The sequence below is a fragment of the Aquabacter cavernae genome (assembly GCF_003993795.1).
GTDB classification, from domain to species: Bacteria; Pseudomonadota; Alphaproteobacteria; order Rhizobiales; family Xanthobacteraceae; genus Aquabacter; species Aquabacter cavernae.
On sequence record NZ_RWKV01000017.1, the window covers coordinates 229,065 to 249,916 of the forward strand.

Sequence of the window (20,852 nt, forward strand, 5' to 3'; positions counted from 1 at the left end):
CCGGGCCTCAGCGTCGAAACGAAGCCGGGAGCATGCGGGAGAGCACCCCGTCCCCCTTCAGCGCATGCATGAGCGCCCCGCCAATGTGAAGCAGCACCAGCCCGGTCATGACGAAGCCCAGAAGCCCATGGGCCTGCCCCAATAGATCCGACAGGTGCTCATTCTTCGCCACCAGATCCGGCAAGGTGAAGAGGCCGAACACGCTCACCTTCGCCCCGAACGCCGAGGAGGCGCCCCAGCCCAGAAGCGGCATGAGGAAAATGAGCACATAGAGCAGGTGGTGCACCGCCGTCGACAGGATGCGCTGCCAGGGGGCAAGGCCCGGCGCGGGCGGCGGCGCCCCATAGGCCACCCTTACCGCCACCCGCAGGACGGCGAGGCACAGAATGGTGAAGCCGATGGAACGGTGAAGGTCGAACAATTGGTCCTGCCCCGGCCCGGAGGGCAGGCGCATCATCACGAAACCGAAGGGAATGACCAGCAGGACGCAGAGCGCGGTGATCCAGTGGATCCACCTAGCCGGCACCGAATAATGAATCCTCGCGCTGTCGAGCATGGCTTTCCTCCCGCGCCCCGTGGCGCATGTCACAGTCGAATAGAACGTCGCCGTCCGGGAACAAAGTGACGCAAGCGGGCGGGCGCAGAGCGTCGCCCAGCCCGGCAATGGGAGTGAGATCGAGCCCGGTTCGGCCCGACCCCAGGATAACCGGCGACACCACCACATGCAGCCGGTCCAGCAGGCCGGCTTCGATAAAGGCGGCGAGCGTCGCCGGGCCGCCCTCCACCAGAATGCGCGATAACCCGGCCGCCGCAAGGGCCGAGAGGATCGCCCGGGGCGCGATCCGCCCCTGTGCGTCCGGGCACACGACGAGGACTTCCACGCCTGGCGGGAGGGTGCTTCCCGCCGCCGGGGTGCGCACCACGAAGCGCCGCGCCCCGTCATCGGCGAGGCACCGGGCGTCAGGGTCCACGCGGCCGGAGGGGTCGATCACCACGCGGGCCGGGCTGCGGCCCTCCACCCGGCGCACCGTCAGGAGCGGGTCATCCGCGACCACGGTCCCCACCCCCACCAGCACCGCGTCCACCGCCGCGCGCAGGCGATGCAGATGGTCCAGGGCGCAGGAGCCGCTGATATATTTCGACTCGCCCGACAGCGTCGCCACCCGCCCGTCCAGCGACTGGCCGAGCTGGCCGATCACGAGCGAGCGAGCGGAGAGATCCAAGCCTGCCGCTGGTGCGTAAGATGCGTCATGGTCCATGATGCACGGGTCTGGCTCGACGCTTGCGGGAACGCAATGCAAGGTTGGAGGTTTCAGTCTAATTTCGCTCTTTGCCCGCCGGAAGACCTGTCACAAGGTGGAGAGCGTCTTGAAACCGACCGTGGAACGGCACATGTAGCGACTGGTCAAGAGGTTCGCATGTCTTCTGAGCGTCCTGCAGTTTCCAGCCAAGCCCTGAGCCCGCAGCCCCTGAGCCCCGAGGAACGTGCAGGTCACGTCGCGGTGGAGCGGGCGATGGCGGAATTGCGTTCGGGCCGGGCCGTGCTGCTGGAGCACGGGGAGGCGCGCGCCCTCGTCCTGGGCGCGGAGGCCATCGACACGGAGAGCGCCGCGCGCCTTGCCGCCGTCGCCCCGCTGCGCGCCCGCCTCGCCTTGCCCGCCCCGCGCCTCACCCATCTCGGCCTGCCCCGCACCCAGCCGGGTACCATCGCGCTGCCCGGAATCGCGCCCGCGCGGGTGGAGACGCTGGCGCTGCAGGTGGATGCCCGCATCGATGCGCCCGTCTCGGGCGCCGAGCCCCTGGATGCGGGGGCGCTTGAGCTTCTGCGTCTCGCGCTGGTCCTGCCCGCCGCCGTGGTGGCGCCGGTGGAAACGGGCACGCCGCCCTCGGACGCGCTGCGCGTCTCGCTGTGCGACGTGCTGGCCCATCGCGGGCGGCAGGCGCGCTCCCTGCGCATCGTCGGCCGCGCGCCGGTTCCCCTGGACGGCGCGCCGAAGACCGAATTCGTGGTGTTCCGCGGCGGCGAGGGCCTGCGCGACCAGGTGGCGGTGGTGGTGGGTACTCCGGACCTCTCGCGGCCGGTGCCCGTGCGCCTGCATTCCGCCTGCCTCACCGGCGACCTGTTCGGCTCGCTGAAATGCGATTGCGGCGACCAGCTCCGCGACACCGTCGCCCGCATGGCGGCGGGCGCGGGCGGTATCCTGCTCTATCTGGACCAGGAAGGCCGGGGCAACGGCATCGCCAACAAGATGCGCGCCTACAAGCTCCAGTCCGAGGGGATGGACACCTATGACGCGGACGAGGTGCTGGGCTTCGGCCTCGACCAGCGCCGCTTCGATTTCGCCGCCCAGATGCTGCGCATGCTGGGGGTGGAGAAGGTGGAACTGCACACCAACAATCCCGAGAAGATCGCCGCCCTGAAGGCCGCCGGCCTCACGGTGGCGGCGGAAGCCAGGGTTCTGGGCCGCCCCACCCAGGAGAATGTGCGCTACCTCGCCGCCAAGCGCGACCGGGCGGGCCACCATATCGACTTCGACGCCCTGGCCGCCCGCATCTCCGAATAGCCGCATGCAGCGGGCGCGGGGCATTCCGCACGTGCCCGCCCGTCCCGGCGTTCTCAAATCCCGTCTTCTGAGCTAGAGCGTGATCACGGGCGAGGCCATCGCCCGCGAAAGAACAACACGCCGGAGAAGACGCCATGAGCCAGGATGCGCCTCAGCAGAAGATCGCCCTCGTCACCGGGGCCGGAAGCGGAGTGGGCCGCGCGGTGGCGCTCGGCCTGTCGGAGGCGGGCTATGCGGTTGTGCTGGCCGGGCGACGCCCCGACGCGCTGCAGGACACAGCCGACCGGCGCCCCGGAGCCACTTTCCTCTGCGTGCCCACCGACGTCACCGACCCCGCCTCGGTCCAGGCCCTGTTCGACCGCGTGAAGGACGTGTTCGGCCGCCTCGACGTGCTGTTCAACAATGCCGGCACCGGCGCGCGCCCCGTGCCCATGTATGAGCTGAGCTATGAGGAATGGCGCAAGGTGGTGGACACCAACCTCACCGGCCCGTTCCTGTGCACCCAGGCGGCCATGCGCCTCATGAAGGACCAGTCGCCGCGCGGCGGGCGCATCATCAATAACGGCTCCATCTCCGCCACCGCCCCGCGCCCCTATTCGGCGCCTTACACCTCCACCAAGCACGCCGTCACCGGCCTCACCAAGTCCACCTCCCTGGACGGGCGCGCCTATGACATCGCCTGCGGCCAGATCGACATCGGCAATGCCGAGACCGAGATGACCCAGCGCATGAAGTCCGGCGTGCCCCAGGCCGATCTCACCCTGAAGGCCGAGCCGGTGATGGACGCCAAGCATGTGGCCGACGCCGTGGTCTACATGGCGGGCCTGCCTTTGGAGGCCAACGTCCAGTTCATGACGGTGATGGCCACCAAGATGCCCTTCGTCGGGCGCGGCTGACCCGCCCGCCCCGCACACTCCCTGCCGGAGACCCAAGTGAACCGGAGATACAAGTGAAGATGCGCGACCTTGCCCTGGAAGACTTCCCCATCCGCACCCATGACAAGCTGCGCTATTCGGACACGGACCGGCAGGGCCATGTGAACAATGCGGTGTTCGCCACCTTCCTGGAAACCGGCCGCACCGCCCTTCTCTATGATCCCGAGGAGCCCATCGTGGAGCCGGGCACGGCCTTCGTGCTCGCCCGGCTGCTGCTGGACTATCGCGCCGAGGTCCATTGGCCCGGCGACGTATGGATCGGCAGCCGGGTGCTGGAAGTGGGGCGCAGCTCCATGCGCATGGAGCAGGTGATCTTCCAGAACGGCAAGCGCGTGGCCAATGGCGAGACGGTGATCGTGATGGTGGACACCACCACCCGCCGCTCCCGCCCCCTGTCGGATGCCGCCGCAGCCCGCCTGCGCAGCTTCATGACGCCGGAAGGCTGAAGCCCGGCGCCAGCTTGGAGCCCCGTCCGACCTCAGCGGATCGGACTCCCGAGCATTTTCGAGCGAAGTGGCCTCCGGTTCGCGTGAAGAAAATGCGTAGAAACAAAACCTTAGAGCATTTCCGGCGAACCGGAGTTCGCCGGAAATGCGCTAAGCGCGGGCCATGAGCGCGAACACGCCCCAGCCCAGATAGTCCCGCGTATAGGTGGCGTAGCGCCAGGGCTCGGAGGTCAGCTTGGCGCGGACCTCCGCCGCGAAATCGTCGTCGGGATTGGCGTCCAGCCATCGGCGCATGGTGAACCATTTGGCCGCCTCGTAGCGGTCCCAACCATCCTGGTTCGCCAGCACCATTTCCACCACGTCGTAATCAAGCTTGCCGAAAGACGCGATCAGGTCGGGCAGTGCCAGGAAATCCGCCACCGCACCGGCCCCGCATCCCCTCGCGATCTCTTCGGTCGGCCACACACGCCAGTAGGGCTCTCCGACGAGGATGATTCCGCCGGGGCGAAGGCTTTTCGCCAGAAGCGCGATGGTGCCCGCAACGCCCCCGCCGATCCATGTGGCGCCCACACAGGCGGCCACATCGACCTTTTCGTCGGCCACATGCCCGGCAGCGTTTGCATGAATGAAGGTGACACGATCGGCGACACCGAGCTCTTCCGCGCGGTGCTTCGCCTGTTCGCTGAACAGCCGGCTCATATCGATGCCGGTGCCGACGATCCCGTGATCGCGTGCCCATGTGCACAGCATCTCGCCCGAACCGCTGCCGAGATCGAGCACGGAGGTTCCGGCCTCCAGGCGCAACGCCTCCCCGAGCGTGGCGAACTTGTCCGGCGTGAAGGGGTTATGGATTCGGTGGGCGCTTTCGGTAACGTTGAAAATCCGCGGAATGTCCACAGCAGGAAACCCCTTCATGTGCAAAGAGATGCACTGACAGGCCCCCATATACATCTTTGCCGGACGGCATGCAGGTTCTCGTCGCGGCCGGCCTGAAGATGACAGGCGAGAACCGGATGGACGCAGATCCCTCAGAAGAGCACCCCCCTCACGGGTGCAGATAGAGCGCGAGGCGGGCGGCGGCGTTCTTCAGATGGGCTTCGGCCGCCGCGCGGGCGTCGGCGGCGTGGCCCCGGCTGATAGCCTCGAAAATGGCCTGGTGCTCCTGCTGCACCGCCTCGGTCAGGCCGTGGAGCCGCGCGGAATTGGAGCGGGCGGTGCGGATGAAGCTGCGCACGCGCCGGTCCAGGAAGTCCGATAGGTCGCGGAAGAAGGGGTTCTTCGTGGCCTCCACGATGGCCCGGTGAAAGGCCACATCCTCGTCCACCCCCGGCTCGCCGCGCTCGATGGCCTCCTGCATGGCGTCGAGCTGGGCCTGGATATGGGCGAGGTCCGCGTCCGTCCGGCGCACCGCCGCATGGGCGGTGGCATTGGCCTCCACCGCCATGAGCAGTTCCACGATGTTGCGGATCTCGTCCTTGTTGGAGAAATCCGCGATATCCAGCCGGAAGGTGGAGACGGCGCCCGGCTCCGCCACGAAGGCGCCCGCGCCCTGGCGGCTATGCACCAGCCCGTCATGCTTCAGGCGGCCGACGGCCTCGCGCACGATGGGACGGCTCACGCCGAAGGTCTCCGAGAGCTGCACCTCGGTGGGCAGCTTCTCGCCCGGCTTCAGGCGCTGGGACGCGATTTCCTCGCGCAGGCGCTGCGCGACCACCTCCGCCAGCGAAGGGCCGCGACCGATCACGTCCTGTGCCAGACCGGTTCCGTTTCCCGCGCGTCGCGCCATTCTCCTCAATCCTTGCTGCGCCGAACCCCTTAAACACCCGTTCGGCCGTGAATCGCTTCTATCAATCAGTCAGACTCTAGCTGGCAATATACAGGCCACCATTCACATGGATGGTCTCGCCCGTCACGAACCCCGCCCAATCGGAGCACAGGAAGGCCACCACGCGGCCCACCTCCTCGCTGGTGCCGAGCCGTTTCATGGGCGTCATGTCCAGCAGCACCTCGCCCTTCGTCCGCATGAGGGCCTGTACCATGGGCGTGTCGATGAGGCCCGGAGAGACCGCATTCACCCGCACCTTGGGGGCAAGCTCGATGGCGAGCGAGCGGGAGAAGCCGAGCACCCCGCTTTTCGCCGCCGCATAATCCGCATGGCTGTAGCTGCCGCGATGCCCGGCCATGGAGGCCACATTCACCACCGCGCTGCCCTGCGCCATATGGGGAATGGCCGCGCGGCAGGTGTAGAAAACGCCGTCCAGATTGACCCCGATGCCGCTGCGCCAATGGGCGTCGTCCATGTCAGCCACCAGCCGCTCGCGATAGAGCCCGGCGGAGGTGACGAGGGCATGGACCGCCCCGAACCGCGCCTGTGCGGCGCTGAGCGCCGCGTCCGCATCGGCGGCGCTGGCCGCATCCTGGCGCAGGGCCAGGGTGCGAGTGCCGGAAGGGTCCAATTCCCGAGCGAAGGTGCTCACCCCGGCGAGATCGATGTCGGTGAGCACGCAATTGGCGCCGAGATCGAAGAAGATGCGGGCGATGGCGCGCGAGATGCCGCCATTCGCGCCGGTGAGGAACAGGGTGCGGCCGGAAAAGTCGAACATGGCGCGCCTCACGTCATCAGCCAGCCGCCGGCCACATCCACCACCTGGCCGGTGACGAAGGCGGCCTCGCGGGAGGTGAGGAACAGGCAGGTGCCCGCCACATCCTCCGGCGTGCCCAGGCGGCGCAGCGGCGTGGCGAGACGCGCGGCCTCGTTGGCCTCCGAGGCCGTGCCGCGCATGAGCGGCGTGTCGATGCGCCCCGGCGCGAGGGCGTTCACGGTGATGCCGTGGGGGCCAAGCTCCCCCGCCAGATGCTTGGTGAGGCCGATGAGCCCCGCCTTGGACGCCGCATAATGCACGCCGACAATGTCGCAGAAGGTGCGCCCCGCCACCGAGGAGGTGGACACGATGCGCCCGCGCTTCAGCGCCACCATACCGGGGGCAACCAGCCGCACGCAGTTGAACGTGCCGGTGAGGTTCACGTCGATGACCCGCCGCCACTCGTCCGGGTCCATGGCGAAGGTGTCGGCGCGCCGCCCGTCCGCCCCGCTCTTGGGGGAGATGCCCGCATTGCTCACGAGAATGTCGATGGGGCCGAGCGCGACCCGCGCCACTTCCACCGCGCGCTCCAGGGCCGCGAAATCGGCCACATCCGCCATGAGGCCCACAGCCCGCGCACCGCGCGCGGAGGCCGCGTCCGCCGCCTCCCGCGCCAGATTGAGGTCATGGTCCACATAGGCCACCGCCGCGCCCGCATCCGCATGGGCGTCCGCCATGGCGCGCCCGATGCCCCGCCCCGCGCCGGTGACGAAGGCCACATGTCCCGCATGGCTGCTCATTTGCCGGTCTCCAGCATGATCTTTCCGGAATGGGCCGAGGATTCCATCAACTCATGGGCGGCGCGCGCCTCTTCCAGGGGGAAGGTGGCGTGGATGACCGGGCGGATGGTCCCCGCCTCCAGCAGCGGCCACACATCGCGGCGCAGATGGTCGGCGATGGCCGCCTTCAGGGCCACGGAGCGGGGCCGCAGCGTGGAGCCGGTGAAGGTGAGGCGCCGCAGCATGACGGGGAGAAGGTCGACATCCACCCGGCTCGGCTGGAGGAAGGCGATCTGCACAAGGCGCCCCTCGAAGGCGAGGCAGGCGAGATTGCGCTGGACATAGGGGCCGCCCACCATGTCGAGGATCACGTCCGCGCCCCGCCCGTCCGTGAGGCGCTTCACCTCCTCCACGAAATCGGCGGCGCGGTAATTGATGGCCTCGTCCGCGCCCAATTCCGTGCAGAAGGCGCATTTCTCGTCCGAGCCCGCCGTGGCGATGACCCGCGCGCCCGCATGGTGGGCAAGCTGGATGGCGGTGGAGCCGATGCCGCTCGACCCGCCATGCACCAGAATGGTCTCCCCCTTGGCGAGCCGCCCGCGGGTGAAGACGTTGTCATAGACGGTGAAGTAATTCTCCGGCAGGCCCGCCGCCTCCAGCAGCGACAGGGGCTTGGGAATGGGCAGGCAGAGCGGGGCCTCCGCCACGCAATAATCCGCATAGCCGCCGCTGATCACCAACGCGCAGACTTCGTCGCCCAGGGCCGGGCTGGTGACGCCCTCGCCCAAGGCCACCACGCGGCCCGCAATCTCCAGGCCCGGCACCGCCGTGGCGCCGGGCGGCGGGGGATAGCCGCCCGCGCGCTGGAGGCAATCGGGCCGGTTCACGCCGGCCGCCACCACTTCCACCAGCACCTGGCCGGGACCCGGACGGGGGACGGGAGCGGTCTCCCAACCGATCACATCGGGACCGCCGCTGCCGGCGAACACAATTTGGCGCATGGTTTCGGGAAGGGATGGCATGGCGTCGGTCCTCCTCATTGTCCAAGGCAAGACCCGCGCCCGCGCACACGCTTCCGGCTCCGCTGAAGGCGGGCACGGACCGGCGGGCGAGGCGTTTCTTCCCTTTTGTCTTATTCCCTCCCGGCCGCGCCGCAGCGCCCGCCGGACAGGTTTGGCGATGGGGGAACGTTAGCGATTTTCTACTTGTCAGGCAACTTGGTCATCTGCATTATCCGCCCCAAGACTGCCCGCCAGGGTGGCACGGACACCGGTCAACGGTACCAATGGGAGGAAACAATGAGGAAGGTCGCACAAGCGGCGTTTGCCGCCGCGTTCATGCTGGGCGCTGCCCAGATGGCGGGCCCCGCCGCCGCACAGCAGACCCTGAAATTCGGCGCGCTCTATCCCTTCTCCGGCGGCCTCGCGCTGCTGGGCGACGAGAGCTTCCGCGGCCTTGAGATCGCCGCCGAGGAGCGCAACGCGGCGGGCGGCATCAACGGCAAGCAGATCACCCTGGTGAAGGGCGACGCGGTCGATCCCAATCAGGCGGTGGGCGAGGCGCGGCGCCTCACCTCGGTGGAAAATGTCTCGGTCATTTTCGGCACCTATTCGTCCTCGCTCTCGCTTGCCGCCACCCAGGTGGCCGAGCTGGCCGGCATTCCCTATTTCGAGCTGGGCGCGGTCTCCGATCCCATCACCGAGCGCGGGTTCAAGTACGTCTTCCGGTCCAACGCCACGGCGAAGGACTTCTCGGTGCAGATGGTGGATGCCATCCCCAATGCCATCGCCCCGGCGTTGGGCAAGAAGCCCGAGGAGCTGAAGGTCGGCATCATCTATGAAGATTCCCTCTACGGTCAGACCATGGCGGGCTACCAGAAGGCCCGGGCGGCCGAGAAGAAGCTGAACGTGGCGGAAGTGCTGCCCTACTCGGCCAAGTCCGTGGACCTGACCCCCGTGGTCCTGCGCCTCAAGAGCGCGGGCGTGGACGTCATCCTCCAGACCTCCTACCAGAACGACACCGTGCTGTTCTTCCGGCAGATGAAGGACCAGGGCTTCAAGCCCAAGGCCATCATCGGCGCGGGCGGCGGCTACTCGCTGCGCGACACCATGCTGGCGGTGGGCCCGGAGAATATGGAAGGCGCGCTGGACGTGGACTTCACCCAGTACAAGACCAATCCCAAGGTCGCGCCGGGCATGGAAGACTTCCTGAAGAAGTACAAGGCGAAGTATAATTCCGAGCCGCGCTCGGGCCACAGCCTCGCCAATTACATGGGCGCCCGCGTCTTCTTCGACGCCATCGCCGCCGCCAAGGACCTGAAGGCCGACACCATCCGCGCCGAGGTCATGAAGGTGGACATCCCCGTGGGCGCCACCCCCACCGGCTGGGGTGCCAAGTTCTCCGAGCAGGGCCAGAACACCCGCGCGGTCCCCTTCCTGATGCAGTGGCAGGGCGGAGAACTCGTCACCGTGTTCCCGCCGGACGCGGCGGTCGCGAAGATGAAGACCGGCGTCGGCACGAACTGACGCTCCACCCAAGACCGGACACGGCTTTGCGCACATCCCGGCCGCCGCGCGCGGCGGCCGGACGCCTGAGCCTTGTCCGCTCCCGGCCCGCCGAGACGGCGCGGCCCAGACCTCACAGTCCGCACGGAATCACAGCGCGATGGACGTCTTCATCCAGCTCCTGATCAACGGCATCCTTCTGGGAAGCATGTACGCGATCATCAGCGTCGGGCTCACCATGATCTTCGGCATCGTCCGCGTGGTGAACTTCGCCCATGGCGAATTCCTGATGGTGGGCATGTATGCCGCCTACCTCCTGGCCGCCAAGTTCGGCCTGCACCCCTATGCCTCGGTGGTGCCCATCGTGCTGCTGCTGTTCGCCATGGGCGCGCTGGTGCAGCGCTTCATCATCCAGCCGCTGCTCTCCGCCGACGAGCATATCCAGATCTTCGCCACGGTGGGCCTCTCCACGGCGCTGGTGAACCTCGCGCTCCTGGTGTTCGGCGCGGACCTCTATTCGGTGCCGCCCTCCACGGTGCAGCGCTCGGTCATGGTGGGCGGCTATTCGCTGGTGATCGGGCAGATCGTCATGTTCGTCTGCGCCCTGGCGCTGGTGAGCGGCCTGCATCTGTTCATGCAGTCCACCCCGCTCGGCCGCGCCATCCGCGCCACCGCCCAGAACCGCACCGCCGCCCTCCTCATGGGCGTGCGGGTGGACCGCATCTACGTCATTTCCTTCGGCATCGGCGCGGCGTGCGTGGGCCTTGCCAGCGCGCTGGTGATGCCGCTCTACCCGGTGTCGCCCACCATTGGCACCTATTTCGTGCTCACCGCCTTCGTGGTGGTGGTGCTGGGCGGCATGCGCTCCATGTACGGCGCCTTCTTCGGCGCCATGATCATCGGCCTCGTGGACAGCCTCTCGGGCTACTACATCGCGCCCGACCTGAAGGAAGTGGTCTATTTCGCGATCTTCATCGCCATCCTGATCTTCAAGCCAACGGGCCTGTTCGGCCTCGGCCGTGGCACGGAGTAAGTCCATGACCGCAAAAGCCAATCCGGCTCCCGTCGCGGCCACGCGCCGCCCCGGCTTCCTCGCCCGCCTCACCCATCCGCGGCTCTATTGCACGGTGATCCTGCTGGCGCTGCTGCTCGCCATTCCGCTGGCGTCCGGCTCCACCTTCATGGTCCACGTCTTCGTGACCATCTGCGTGTTCGCCGCCCTCGCCACCGCCTGGAACATCGTCGGCGGCTATGCGGGCCAGCTCTCGCTGGGCCACACTGTCTTCTACGGCGTCGGCGGCTACACCACGGCGCTGCTCATCGCCCATTTCGGCCTCACGCCCTGGATCGGCATGATCCTCGGCGCGGCGCTGGCGGCGCTGGTGGGCATCGGCATCGGCTATCCCTGCTTCCGGCTGCGCGGGCCTTTCTTCTCGCTGGCCACCATCGCCTTCCTGGAAGTGGTGCGGCTGCTGGCCATCCATTTCAACGGGGTGACCGGCGGCTCGGCGGGCCTCATCGTGCCGCTGAACCTCGGCTGGACCTGGATGATCTTCCGCGAGAAGGTCAATTACCTCTACATCGCCTTCGGGCTTCTGTGCCTGACCATGGTGGTGTCGTGGGCGGTGCGCTCCTCGCGCCTGGGCTATTACCTGACCGCCGTGCGCGAGCGCGACAGCGCGGCCCAGGCGGCGGGCATCAACGACACCAGCGTGAAGCTCATCGCCATCGCCATCTCCGGTGCCCTCACCGCGCTGGTGGGCGCGTTCCACGCCATGTACCTGACCTTCCTCGAACCGGCGACCATGTTCTCCCTCGCCACCTCGGTGGAGATCGCCATGTTCGCCCTCATCGGCGGGCTCGGCACGGTCATGGGACCGCTTCTGGGCACGGTGCTGGTGGTGCCGCTGGCGGAACTGGCGCGCGGCTGGCTGGGTGCCTCCGCCAACGGCCTGCACGGCTTCGTCTACGGCTCGGTGCTGGTGCTCATCACCCTCACCTTGCCCGGCGGCCTCGTGGGCACGTTCGGCCGCCGCGTCACACGCTGGATCGACGCCTTGCCCGGCGGCGCGCAGTCCGAGCCCGTGGCCGCCCCGGCCCTCGCCGAGGTGGGCGGCACGCGCGGCGAGCCGATCCTGGTGGCGAAGGACCTCGTGAAGCGCTTCGGCGGCCTCACGGCCACCGACAACGTGTCCCTCACCCTCAAGCGCGGCGAGATATTGGGCGTCATCGGCCCCAACGGGGCGGGCAAGACCACGGTCTTCAACCAGCTCTCCGGCTTCCTGAAGCAGGACGCCGGCACCGTGGACGTGATCGACGCGGCGGGCACCCGCCACCAGCCCACGACACCGGACGGCTTCGCGCGCCTCGGCGTCGGCCGCACGTTCCAGATCGTCCAGCCGTTCGGCAAGCTGACGGTGCTGGAGAACATCATGATCGGCGCCTTCCTGCGCCACCATTCGGTGGAGAATGCCCGCGCCTCGGCGCTGCGCGTCGCCCGCCTGGTGGGGCTGGAGGACGTGAAGGACGTGGAGGCCGCGACGCTCCCCATCGGCGGCCTGAAACGCCTGGAAGTGGCCCGCACGCTGGCCACCGAGCCCTCCATCCTGCTGCTGGACGAGGTGATGGCGGGCCAGAGCCAGGCGGACACCGTGAGGATGGTGCAGCTCATCCGCGCCATCCGCGACACCGGCGTCTCGGTGATCGCCATCGAGCACAACATGCAGGCCATCATGAGCCTGTCCGACCGGATCATCGTGATCGATTCCGGCAAGGTGATCGCCGAGGGCGCGCCGCAGGAGGTGGTCCGCCAGCGCCGGGTCATCGAGGCTTATCTCGGAGAGGACTTCGTCGATGCTCAAGGTCTCTGACGTCACCGCCGGATACGGCCAGACCGTCATCCTCCAGGACATCTCCATCCAGGTGGGCCAGGGCGAGGTGGTGACCATCATCGGCGCCAACGGCGCGGGCAAGACCACGCTGCTGCGGGCCATATCGGGCCTCGTGAAGCCGAAGTCGGGCACCATCACCTTCAATGGCGAGCGCATCGACCGCATGGCGCCCGCCGATATCGTGGGGCGCGGCCTCATCATGGTGCCTGAGGCACGCCAGCTCTTCCCGGTCATGACCGTGAAGGACAATGTGCTGATGGGCTGCTACCACGCCAATGTGCGCGAGGGCTCCGCCCAGCGCCTGGAAGAGGTGCTGGACATCTTCCCCAGGGTGCGCGAGCGCCTGACCCAGCTCGCGGGCTCCCTCTCCGGCGGCGAGCAGCAGATGGTGGCCATCGCCCGCGGCCTCATGGCCCGCCCCAAGCTGCTCATGCTGGACGAACCCTCCCTCGGCCTCGCCCCGCTCATCGTGCAGCAGATGTTCGATGTGGTGGACCGCATCTGCAAGATGGGCACCACGGTGCTCCTGGTGGAGCAGAAGGCGTTCCACGCGCTCAAGATCGCCGACCGCGCCTATGTGATCGAGAACGGCCACATCGCGCTGGAAAACACCGGGCCGGGCCTGCTGGCCGACCCCCATGTGAAGACCGTCTATCTGGGAATCTGAACCATGGCCGAGATCACCGGCACCACCCGCCTGTTCGGCATCCTCGCGGACCCGATCCATCATGTGCGCACGCCCCAGGCGGTGAACGCCGCCGCCCAGGCGCGCGGCTATGACGGCGTGCTCGTGCCCATGCATGTGAAGCCCGAAAACCTCGCGAGCGTGGTGGACGGCCTCCGGCGCATGGAAAATCTGGGCGGCGTCATCGTCACCGTGCCCCACAAGACCGCCATCGCCGCCTTGTGCGACGAGCTGAGCCCCAGCGCCCGGCGCATCGGCGCCGTGAACGCCGTGCGCCGCGAGGCGGACGGGCGGCTCGTGGGCGAGATGCTGGACGGCGCGGGCTTCGTGCGCGGGCTGCAGGTGAACGGCATCGACACGTCCGGCATGCGGGCCTATCTCGCCGGAGCGGGCGGGGCGGCCAACGCCATCGCCTTCGCGCTGGCCGGGGCGGGCGTCTCGTCCCTCACCATCGCCAACCGCACCCGCGCCAAGGCGGATGACCTCAAGGCCCGGCTGGCGGACGCCTTCCCCGCTTTGCCCGTGGAGATCGGCACGCCCGACCCCTCCGGCCACCATCTGGTGGTGAACGGCACCTCGCTCGGCCTGAAGGACGGCGACGCCCTCCCCTTCGATGCGGAGCGCCTGACGCCGGACCAGATCGTCGCCGAAATCATCATGCAACCGGAGGAGACCGCCATCCTCGCCGCCGCCAAGGCGCGCGGCTGCTGCACCCATCCCGGCCGCCCCATGCTCGCGGAACAGGTGGCCCTCATGTGCGACTTCCTGGGGATCCGGTGATGGCATCGGCCGCGCAGGGACGCCTGTCGGGCAAGAGCGCGCTCATCACCGGGGGCGCCTCGGGCATCGGCCTCGCCATCGCCCGCGCCTTCGCGAACGAAGGCGCCCGCATCATCCTGTTCGACCGGGACCGCGCCGCCGCCGAGGCGGCCGCCGCGACCCTTCCGGACGCGCGCGCGCTGGAGGGCAGCGTCACCGTCCGCGCCGACCTCGTGCGCGCCTATGACGATGTGATCGCCACCGAGGGCTCGCTGGACATCGTGCTCGCCAATGCGGGCGTCTCCCAGAACCAGCCGACGCTGGATGTGACCGATGCCGACTGGCAGCGGGTGATGGACGTGAATTGCACGGGCGTCTTCCTCACCGCCCAGGAGGCGGGGCGGCGCATGACGGCGCAGGGCAGCGGCGTCATCCTCATGATGGCCTCGCTCTACGGCCTCCTCGCCGCGCCGGAACGGCTCGGTTACTGCGTCTCCAAGGCTGGCGTCGTGATGATGGCCAAGGCGCTGGCGGTGGAATGGGCCGCCAGCGGCGTGCGCGTGAATGCGCTGGCCCCCGGCTATGTGGAAACGCCCTTCCTCTCCGACCTCATCGCGCGCGGGCGGCTCGATCCCGCCCGGCTCAAGGCCCGCACCCCCATCGGCCGGCTCATCACGCCGGAGGAGGTGGCGCGCGCCGCCGTGTTCCTGGCGGAGGACGGCAGCGCCGCCATTACCGGCCATGTGCTCGGCATCGACGGCGGCTGGACCGCCTACGGCTACGTCTGAGCGCCCGGCGCTCGCAACAGTGAAGGGCGCCCTGCGCCCGCAAGAAAAAGACGGCGCCCCGCGCCCGGAGGAAGACATGGCGGACCGGACCGAACTCTCACCCGCGGCACCCTGGATCCAGCTTTCCACCACCAAGGCGGACTGGGCGGCGGCGGACCCGAAGCTGCTGGGCGACCTCCTCACCCAGATGAGCCTGATCCGCGCCTTCGAGGAAACGGTGCTGGAATTTGCGGGCGAAGGGCTGGTGCACGGCCCGGCCCATTCCTCCATCGGCCAGGAAGGGGGAGCTGCGGGCTCCATCGTCGGCCTGCGGCCGGGCGACCATGTGAACGGCTCTCATCGCGGCCACCACCAGTTCCTGGCCAAGGCCCTGTCCTATGTGGCGCCCGGCCTCGATCCGAAGGCCGCTTTCCCCGCCCCCATCGAGCCCCTGCTCTATCGCTCGCTGGCCGAGATCTGCGGCCTGGAGCCCGGCTTCGGCCATGGGCGCGGCGGGTCCATGCATCTGCGCTGGGGCGAGGCGGGGGCCATCGGCACCAATGCCATCGTGGGCGGCGGCGTGCCTTTGGCGGCGGGCGCGGCCATGGCCCACAAGCTGGCCGGGACGGGGGACGTGGCCCTCTCCTATTTCGGCGACGGCGCGGTGAATATCGGCGCGGTTCTGGAGACCATGAACCTCGCCGCCGCCTGGAACCTGCCGCTGCTCTTCTTCATCGAGAATAACGGATATGCGGTGGCCACCACCGTGGAGGAGGCGACCCGCGACCCGCGCCTCTCCGGGCGCGGCCCCGCCTTCGGCATCCCCTCCTGGCGGGTGGACGGCATGGACCCGCTGGCGGTGCACCTCGCCACGCAGGAGGCGCTGGCCGTGATGCGCTCCGGCCAGGGCCCCGCCGTCATCGAGGCGGAGGTCTACCGCTATTTCCACCAGAACGGCCCGCTGCCCGGCTCCGCCTTCGGCTATCGCACCAAGGAGGAGGAAGCCGCGTGGCGCGCCCGCGATCCCATCATGCGCGTCGCCCGCGCCATGATCGCGCGCAAGCTGCTGACCCAGGGCCAGTTCGACGACATGACGGAGCGCTGCAAGGCGCTCATGACCGAGGTGGGCACGCGGCTGGTGGAGCCCCAGGACAATCGCCGCCGCATCAAGCCGAGCCTGTGGCCGGACACCGGCTTCGTGGACCAGGGCATCAGGGGCGATCTCTCCGAACTGTCCGGCGCGCATTCCGCCGAGGCGGACGCCTTCGCCGGGCCGCTGGTGGAGCGCAAGTTCGTGGACGCCATCGCCGACGTGCTGCACCGGCGCTTCGAGACGGACGAGCGCCTCGTCATCATGGGCGAGGACATCCACAAGCTGAAGGGCGGCACCAACGGGGCGACACGCGGCCTTGCCGCCGCCTATCCCGGCCGGGTGTTCGGCACGCCCATCAGCGAGGGGGCGTTCGCGGGGCTGGCGGGCGGCATCGCCATGGACGGGCGCTACCGGCCCATCGTGGAATTCATGTATCCCGACTTCATGTGGGTGGCCGCCGACCAGGTGTTCAACCAGATCGGCAAGGCGCGGCACATGTTCGGCGCGGACGTGGACGTGCCCCTCGTGCTGCGCACCAAGATCGCCATGGGCACCGGCTACGGCTCCCAGCATTCGCTGGACCCGGCGGGCATGTTCGCCACCTCCCCCGGCTGGCGCATCGTCGCCGCCTCCACGCCCTTCGACTATGTGGGCCTCATGAATGCGGCGCTGGCCTGCAACGATCCCGTGCTCGTCATCGAGCATGTGGACCTCTACCAGACCCAGGGCACCATTCCGGCCGGTGATCTCGACTACATCATCCCGCTGGGCAAGGCGCGGGTGGCGCGACCGGGGCGGGAGCTGACCATCCTCACCTATTCGGCCATGGTCCATCGCTGCCTGGAGGCGGTGGAGCGGCTGGGCGTGGACGCGGAGATCATCGACCTGCGCAGCCTCGACCGGGCCTCGCTGGACTGGGAGACCATCGGCGCCTCCCTCATGAAGACCAACAATGTGGTGGTGTGCGAGCAGGGCTCCTCCTCCACCGCCTACGGCATCCTGCTCGCCGACGAGATCCAGCGCCGCTACATGGACTGGCTGGACCAGCCGGTGCAGCGCGTGTCCGGCAAGGTGGCCTCGCCCACCATCTCCAAGGTGCTGGAGCGCGCCGCCTTCGCCGGGACGGAAGAGGTGATGGCGGGCCTCGCCTTGGCCATGGCCGCCAAAGGCACCCCCATCACCGTGGCGGCCGAGTGATGGAGACGTTCGACCATGTGATCGTGGGCGGCGGCACCGCCGGCTGCATCCTCGCCGCCCGCCTCTCCGAAGATCCGCGCCGCTCCGTCCTGCTGCTGGAGGCGGGCGGCCGGGATGACGGCTTCTGGATCCCCATCCCCGCCGGCTTCTCCAAGCTGCTCTCGGGCAGCGACTTCAACTGGCGCTTCTCCACAGAGCCGGAAGACGGCACGGGCAACCGCACCATCGTGGTGCCGCGCGGCAAGGGGCTGGGCGGCTCCACCCTCATCAACGGCATGATCTATGTGCGCGGCCAGCCGCGCGATTTCGACGGCTGGGCGCAGATGGGCGCCAAGGGCTGGTCGTTCGACGACGTGCTGCCCTATTTCAAGAAGCTGGAGACCTTCCAGGCCCCCGATGCGGACCCGGCCGTGCGCGGCACGTCCGGCCCCATGAACATCGTGCGGGTGGGCGAGCGGGCGGTGCTCGCCGAAGCCTTCATCGCCGCCGGCACGCAGGCGGGCCTGCCGCAGAACCCGGACTATAACGGCCTCGATCAGGAAGGCGTCGGCTACTATCAGGTGAACCAGAAGAACGGGCGTCGCTGGACCGTGACGGACGCCTATCTGCGCCCCGCCTTGGGCCGGGCGAACCTGAAGGTGATCACCCACGCGCAGGCGACCGGCCTCGTTCTGGAGGGGCGTCGCGTCACCGGCGTGCGCTTCCGGCGCGCGGGCGTGGAGGAGACCGTCTCAGCACGCGCCGAGGTGATCCTGGCGGCGGGCGCGGTCCAGTCGCCGCATCTGCTGGAAGTGTCGGGCATCGGCCATCCCGATGTGCTGGCCAAGGCGGGCATCGGCCTCGTCCATGCGCTTCCCGGCGTGGGCAACAATTACCAGGACCATTTCGCCACGCGCATGAACTGGCGGGTGTCCCAGCCCATCACCCTCAACGAGACCAGTCGCGGCTGGCGGCTCGCCCGCTCGGTGGCGCAATATTACCTGACCCGCAGGGGTATCCTGACCCTGGGCACCGGGCTCGCCTTCGGCTTCGTGAAGACCCGGCCGGAGCTGGAAACGCCGGACGTGCAGTATTTTTTCATGCACGCCAGCTACGCCAATGCCGCCGACCGGGCGCTGGATCGCCTGCCCGGCATGACCATCGGCGTCACGCAATTGCGGCCGCAGTCGGTGGGCTCCATCCACGCCAAGAGCGCGGACCCGCTCACGCCCCCCGCCATCCGTCCCAATTTCCTCGCGGTGCAGGAGGATTGCGACGCGCTGGTGGGCGGCATGCGGATCGCCCGGCGCATCATCGAGCAGCCGGCCATGGACCCTTATCGCGCCTTCGAGATGAATCCCGGCCCCGAGGTGAACACCGACCCCGAATGGCTGGATTTCGCCCGCCGCACGGGCCAGACCATCTATCACCCGGTGGGCACCTGCGCCATGGGCGCGGGGCCCGCCGCCGTGGTGGATTCCCGCCTGCGCCTCCTGGGCCTGGACGGCCTGCGCATCGCCGACGCCTCCGTCATGCCCACGCTCGTCTCCGCCAACACGGCGGCGGCGGTGATGATGATCGCGGAAAAGGCCGCCGACCTCATCGCCGCCGACGCGAAAAGGTGAACCGGAAATCGCCGCCGCACTGCGACGCACAAGGTTTTTCACTTTTCCTTCGCTTCCGCCTCGGATAATCGAATCTGAAAGCGCGCTGCTGGGGATGGCGCGCGGGCGGCGCATGCCGCCCTGGGGGCAACGGAATAGAGGCCGGCTGAAATGGCTTTCACTTTGAAGATCCTGTCGCGGACCATGCTGCTCCGGGTCGGCGCATTCGCTTTCGGCGCGCTCACCTTCGGCTCCATCGCCATGGCCCAGTCCACGCCGGTGCCCCCGCGCGGCATGGGCGCGACCATGGATATCGGCGACCAGCCGGGCCGCGAGGCTCCTGCCGACGACGAGGTGAGCATCGACCCCGCCTATCGCCGCCAGCCGGTGTATTTCCGCACCACCGAGGCGCCGGGCACCATCATCATCTCCACCAATGACCGCTTTCTCTATCTGGTTGAGGGCAACAACCGGGCGCTGCGCTACGGTATCGGCGTGGGCCGCGACGGCTTCACCTGGCAGGGCCTCGTGAAGGTGGAACGCAAGGCCGAGTGGCCCGACTGGACCCCGCCCGCCGAGATGATCCAGCGCCAGCCCTATCTGCCGCGCTTCATGGCCGGCGGCCCCGGCAATCCCATGGGCGCCCGCGCGCTCTATCTGGGCGGCACGGTCTACCGCATCCACGGCACCAACCAGCCCGAGACCATCGGCTATGCGGTGTCCTCCGGCTGCTTCCGGCTCGTGAACAGCGAGATCATCGATCTCTACAGCCGCGTGCCGGTTGGCGCCAAGGTCATCGTCCGACAGGCCGTGACCCTCTGATTTCGACGAAGGCCGCCCCGGGGCGGCCTTCCTTTTATCTGCGCGCCGTCCTCCGGGCGGTGATCCCGAACTCCTGATTTCCTTATCGGAACGAGGCTTCCCATGAAGACCTTCCTGGCCCTGGTCGCCGGCGCCGCCGTCGCGCTCGCCGCCCACGGCGCGTCCGCGCAGACGCTGAAGACCGTCAAGGATCGCGGCACGCTGAATTGCGGCGTCAGCCGCGGCCTGCCCGGCTTCTCCGCGCCGGATGCCAAGGGCGTCTGGACCGGCTTCGACGTGGATTATTGCCGCGCAATCGCGGCGGCCGTGTTCGACGATCCCAGCAAGGTCACCTTCTTCCCCCTCTCCGCCGACGAGCGCTTCCCGGCCCTTCAGAAGGGCCAGATCGACGTGCTCTCGCGCAATTCCACCTGGACGGTGGAGCGCGAGGCCGGGCTCGGCCTGCTGTTCAGCGCCATCACCTATTATGACGGCCAGGGCTTCCTGGTGCCCACCAAGCGCAACATCGTCTCGGCCCTGGAGCTGGACGGCTCGAAGGTGTGCGTCCAGAGCGGCACCACCGCAATGGGCTACACGCAGGACTTCTTCACCGCCAACACCATGAAGCTGGAACTCGTGACCGTGCCCAACACGGACGAGCTGGTGAAGGCCTATGAGGACGGGCGCTGCAACACGCTCACCACCGACGTGTCGCAGCTCTATGCCCTGCGCCTCGTCATGAAGAAGCCGTCCGACCACATCGTGGTGCCGGACGTGATCTCCAAGGAGCCGCTCGGCCCGGTGGTCCGCCAGGGCGACGACCAGTGGTTCAACATCGTCAAGTGGACCCACTACGCCATGCTGAACGCCGAGGAACTCGGCGTGACCACCGCCAACCTCGCCGAGGGGCTGAAGTCCCAGAAGCCGGACGTGAAGCGCCTGCTGGGCCAGGAAGGCGCCTATGGCGAGCAGCTCGGCCTCACCAAGGATTTCGCGGCCCGCATCGTGAAGGCCGTGGGCAATTACGGCGAGGTCTATGAGCGCAACGTGGGCACCGGCTCGCGCCTCGCCATCCCGCGCGGCATCAACCAGCTCTGGAGCCTCGGCGGCATCCAGTACGCCCCGCCCTTCCGCTGAGCGCGACACCTCTTCTTCCATCCGCGTGCAACGGGGGCTTCGGCCCCCGTTTTCTTTTGGGCGAGGCGTTTCGGGCGGGCGAGAGCATGACGTTAGGGCAGATTGAAATCTCCCCCCTTTGCCCCATTC

20 protein-coding genes are annotated in these 20,852 nt (G+C 68.4%); 13 read left to right on the top strand and 7 right to left on the bottom strand.

Annotation, left to right across the window (positions count from 1 at the left end; genetic code table 11):
- Positions 1-7: 7 nt before the first annotated feature.
- Both EJJ38_RS18980 and EJJ38_RS18985 read right to left on the bottom strand, forming a co-directional pair.
- Positions 8-556 (bottom strand): cytochrome b, encoded by a 549-nt coding sequence (locus tag EJJ38_RS18980; RefSeq protein ID WP_127092006.1) that lies wholly within the window; start codon positions 554-556, stop codon positions 8-10.
- Positions 516-1,223, bottom strand: coding sequence for a RibD family protein (locus EJJ38_RS18985; protein ID WP_245454330.1), 708 nt, complete (start codon positions 1,221-1,223; stop codon positions 516-518). The genes EJJ38_RS18980 and EJJ38_RS18985 overlap by 41 nt, the downstream gene beginning before the upstream one ends.
- A gap of 195 nt (positions 1,224-1,418) precedes the next feature.
- On the opposite strand from EJJ38_RS18985, the gene ribA reads away from it, so the two are divergent.
- From ribA to EJJ38_RS19000, 3 genes are all read left to right on the top strand, one after another.
- Entirely contained in the window at positions 1,419-2,564 is a 1,146-nt protein-coding gene (gene ribA / locus EJJ38_RS18990) for a GTP cyclohydrolase II RibA (RefSeq protein ID WP_127092008.1), read from the top strand.
- 134 nt (positions 2,565-2,698) lie between these two features.
- A complete protein-coding gene (locus EJJ38_RS18995) occupies positions 2,699-3,460 on the top strand; it encodes an SDR family oxidoreductase (RefSeq protein WP_127092009.1) in 762 nt (253 codons plus the stop codon).
- A 59-nt stretch (positions 3,461-3,519) separates the two neighbouring features.
- Positions 3,520-3,945: an acyl-CoA thioesterase gene (locus tag EJJ38_RS19000; protein WP_127092226.1), complete on the top strand. Its 426-nt coding sequence runs from the start codon at positions 3,520-3,522 to the stop codon at positions 3,943-3,945.
- Positions 3,946-4,095: 150 nt separating this feature from the next.
- Here EJJ38_RS19000 and EJJ38_RS19005 read toward each other — a convergent pair whose 3' ends face one another.
- The 5 genes from EJJ38_RS19005 to EJJ38_RS19025 all read right to left on the bottom strand — a co-directional run bounded on the left by EJJ38_RS19005 (position 4,096) and on the right by EJJ38_RS19025 (position 8,328).
- The gene (locus EJJ38_RS19005) at positions 4,096-4,896 is read right to left on the bottom strand and encodes an SAM-dependent methyltransferase (RefSeq protein WP_245454332.1); all 801 of its coding nucleotides are present in this window, start codon (positions 4,894-4,896) and stop codon (positions 4,096-4,098) included.
- 94 nt (positions 4,897-4,990) lie between these two features.
- Positions 4,991-5,731: a FadR/GntR family transcriptional regulator gene (locus EJJ38_RS19010; RefSeq protein ID WP_164738582.1), complete on the bottom strand. Its 741-nt coding sequence runs from the start codon at positions 5,729-5,731 to the stop codon at positions 4,991-4,993.
- Positions 5,732-5,807: 76 nt separating this feature from the next.
- The gene (locus EJJ38_RS19015) at positions 5,808-6,548 is read right to left on the bottom strand and encodes an SDR family NAD(P)-dependent oxidoreductase (RefSeq protein ID WP_127092010.1); all 741 of its coding nucleotides are present in this window, start codon (positions 6,546-6,548) and stop codon (positions 5,808-5,810) included.
- 8 nt (positions 6,549-6,556) lie between these two features.
- On the bottom strand, positions 6,557-7,327 hold the full coding sequence (locus tag EJJ38_RS19020; RefSeq protein WP_127092011.1) for an SDR family oxidoreductase: 771 nt from the start codon (positions 7,325-7,327) through the stop codon (positions 6,557-6,559).
- On the bottom strand, positions 7,324-8,328 hold the full coding sequence (locus tag EJJ38_RS19025; RefSeq protein WP_127092012.1) for an NAD(P)H-quinone oxidoreductase: 1,005 nt from the start codon (positions 8,326-8,328) through the stop codon (positions 7,324-7,326). The genes EJJ38_RS19020 and EJJ38_RS19025 overlap by 4 nt, the downstream gene beginning before the upstream one ends.
- Before the next feature lie 276 nt (positions 8,329-8,604).
- Between EJJ38_RS19025 and EJJ38_RS19030 the strand changes: the two genes are divergently transcribed.
- From EJJ38_RS19030 to EJJ38_RS19075, 10 genes are all read left to right on the top strand, one after another.
- The gene (locus EJJ38_RS19030) at positions 8,605-9,831 is read left to right on the top strand and encodes an ABC transporter substrate-binding protein (protein WP_127092013.1); all 1,227 of its coding nucleotides are present in this window, start codon (positions 8,605-8,607) and stop codon (positions 9,829-9,831) included.
- A 139-nt stretch (positions 9,832-9,970) separates the two neighbouring features.
- On the top strand, positions 9,971-10,843 hold the full coding sequence (locus EJJ38_RS19035) for a branched-chain amino acid ABC transporter permease (protein ID WP_127092014.1): 873 nt from the start codon (positions 9,971-9,973) through the stop codon (positions 10,841-10,843).
- Positions 10,844-10,847: 4 nt separating this feature from the next.
- The gene (locus EJJ38_RS19040) at positions 10,848-12,680 is read left to right on the top strand and encodes a branched-chain amino acid ABC transporter ATP-binding protein/permease (protein ID WP_127092015.1); all 1,833 of its coding nucleotides are present in this window, start codon (positions 10,848-10,850) and stop codon (positions 12,678-12,680) included.
- Positions 12,664-13,368, top strand: a complete 705-nt coding sequence (locus EJJ38_RS19045; protein ID WP_127092016.1) for an ABC transporter ATP-binding protein — start codon at positions 12,664-12,666, stop codon at positions 13,366-13,368. Before EJJ38_RS19040 ends, EJJ38_RS19045 begins: the two co-directional genes overlap by 17 nt.
- Before the next feature lie 3 nt (positions 13,369-13,371).
- Positions 13,372-14,166, top strand: a complete 795-nt coding sequence (locus EJJ38_RS19050; RefSeq protein ID WP_127092017.1) for a shikimate dehydrogenase family protein — start codon at positions 13,372-13,374, stop codon at positions 14,164-14,166.
- Positions 14,166-14,933, top strand: a complete 768-nt coding sequence (locus tag EJJ38_RS19055; protein ID WP_127092018.1) for an SDR family NAD(P)-dependent oxidoreductase — start codon at positions 14,166-14,168, stop codon at positions 14,931-14,933. The genes EJJ38_RS19050 and EJJ38_RS19055 overlap by 1 nt, the downstream gene beginning before the upstream one ends.
- Before the next feature lie 76 nt (positions 14,934-15,009).
- On the top strand, positions 15,010-17,202 hold the full coding sequence (locus tag EJJ38_RS19060; protein ID WP_127092019.1) for an alpha-ketoacid dehydrogenase subunit alpha/beta: 2,193 nt from the start codon (positions 15,010-15,012) through the stop codon (positions 17,200-17,202).
- The gene (locus tag EJJ38_RS19065) at positions 17,202-18,806 is read left to right on the top strand and encodes a GMC family oxidoreductase (protein ID WP_127092020.1); all 1,605 of its coding nucleotides are present in this window, start codon (positions 17,202-17,204) and stop codon (positions 18,804-18,806) included. The genes EJJ38_RS19060 and EJJ38_RS19065 overlap by 1 nt, the downstream gene beginning before the upstream one ends.
- Positions 18,807-19,046: 240 nt before the next feature.
- Positions 19,047-19,607 (top strand): L,D-transpeptidase, encoded by a 561-nt coding sequence (locus EJJ38_RS19070; protein ID WP_127092229.1) that lies wholly within the window; start codon positions 19,047-19,049, stop codon positions 19,605-19,607.
- Positions 19,608-19,709: 102 nt separating this feature from the next.
- Positions 19,710-20,723 (top strand): amino acid ABC transporter substrate-binding protein, encoded by a 1,014-nt coding sequence (locus EJJ38_RS19075; protein WP_127092021.1) that lies wholly within the window; start codon positions 19,710-19,712, stop codon positions 20,721-20,723.
- The last annotated feature ends 129 nt before the right edge of the window (positions 20,724-20,852 follow it).

What these genes read in the sequence shown, in the direction of transcription:
- EJJ38_RS19065 (WP_127092020.1), top strand. Translation starts at nt 17,202, where the DNA reads ATGGAGACGTTCGACCATGTGATCGTGGGCGGCGGCACCGCCGGCTGC.
- EJJ38_RS19010 (WP_164738582.1), bottom strand. Translation starts at nt 5,731, where the DNA reads ATGGCGCGACGCGCGGGAAACGGAACCGGTCTGGCACAGGACGTGATC.
- EJJ38_RS19055 (WP_127092018.1), top strand. Translation starts at nt 14,166, where the DNA reads ATGGCATCGGCCGCGCAGGGACGCCTGTCGGGCAAGAGCGCGCTCATC.
- EJJ38_RS19035 (WP_127092014.1), top strand. Translation starts at nt 9,971, where the DNA reads ATGGACGTCTTCATCCAGCTCCTGATCAACGGCATCCTTCTGGGAAGC.
- EJJ38_RS18980 (WP_127092006.1), bottom strand. Translation starts at nt 556, where the DNA reads ATGCTCGACAGCGCGAGGATTCATTATTCGGTGCCGGCTAGGTGGATC.
- EJJ38_RS19015 (WP_127092010.1), bottom strand. Translation starts at nt 6,548, where the DNA reads ATGTTCGACTTTTCCGGCCGCACCCTGTTCCTCACCGGCGCGAATGGC.
- ribA (WP_127092008.1), top strand. Translation starts at nt 1,419, where the DNA reads ATGTCTTCTGAGCGTCCTGCAGTTTCCAGCCAAGCCCTGAGCCCGCAG.
- EJJ38_RS19045 (WP_127092016.1), top strand. Translation starts at nt 12,664, where the DNA reads ATGCTCAAGGTCTCTGACGTCACCGCCGGATACGGCCAGACCGTCATC.
- EJJ38_RS19040 (WP_127092015.1), top strand. Translation starts at nt 10,848, where the DNA reads ATGACCGCAAAAGCCAATCCGGCTCCCGTCGCGGCCACGCGCCGCCCC.
- EJJ38_RS19005 (WP_245454332.1), bottom strand. Translation starts at nt 4,896, where the DNA reads ATGTATATGGGGGCCTGTCAGTGCATCTCTTTGCACATGAAGGGGTTT.
- EJJ38_RS19000 (WP_127092226.1), top strand. Translation starts at nt 3,520, where the DNA reads ATGCGCGACCTTGCCCTGGAAGACTTCCCCATCCGCACCCATGACAAG.
- EJJ38_RS19025 (WP_127092012.1), bottom strand. Translation starts at nt 8,328, where the DNA reads ATGCCATCCCTTCCCGAAACCATGCGCCAAATTGTGTTCGCCGGCAGC.
- EJJ38_RS19075 (WP_127092021.1), top strand. Translation starts at nt 19,710, where the DNA reads ATGAAGACCTTCCTGGCCCTGGTCGCCGGCGCCGCCGTCGCGCTCGCC.
- EJJ38_RS19030 (WP_127092013.1), top strand. Translation starts at nt 8,605, where the DNA reads ATGAGGAAGGTCGCACAAGCGGCGTTTGCCGCCGCGTTCATGCTGGGC.
- EJJ38_RS19070 (WP_127092229.1), top strand. Translation starts at nt 19,047, where the DNA reads ATGGCCCAGTCCACGCCGGTGCCCCCGCGCGGCATGGGCGCGACCATG.
- EJJ38_RS19050 (WP_127092017.1), top strand. Translation starts at nt 13,372, where the DNA reads ATGGCCGAGATCACCGGCACCACCCGCCTGTTCGGCATCCTCGCGGAC.
- EJJ38_RS19060 (WP_127092019.1), top strand. Translation starts at nt 15,010, where the DNA reads ATGGCGGACCGGACCGAACTCTCACCCGCGGCACCCTGGATCCAGCTT.
- EJJ38_RS19020 (WP_127092011.1), bottom strand. Translation starts at nt 7,327, where the DNA reads ATGAGCAGCCATGCGGGACATGTGGCCTTCGTCACCGGCGCGGGGCGG.
- EJJ38_RS18995 (WP_127092009.1), top strand. Translation starts at nt 2,699, where the DNA reads ATGAGCCAGGATGCGCCTCAGCAGAAGATCGCCCTCGTCACCGGGGCC.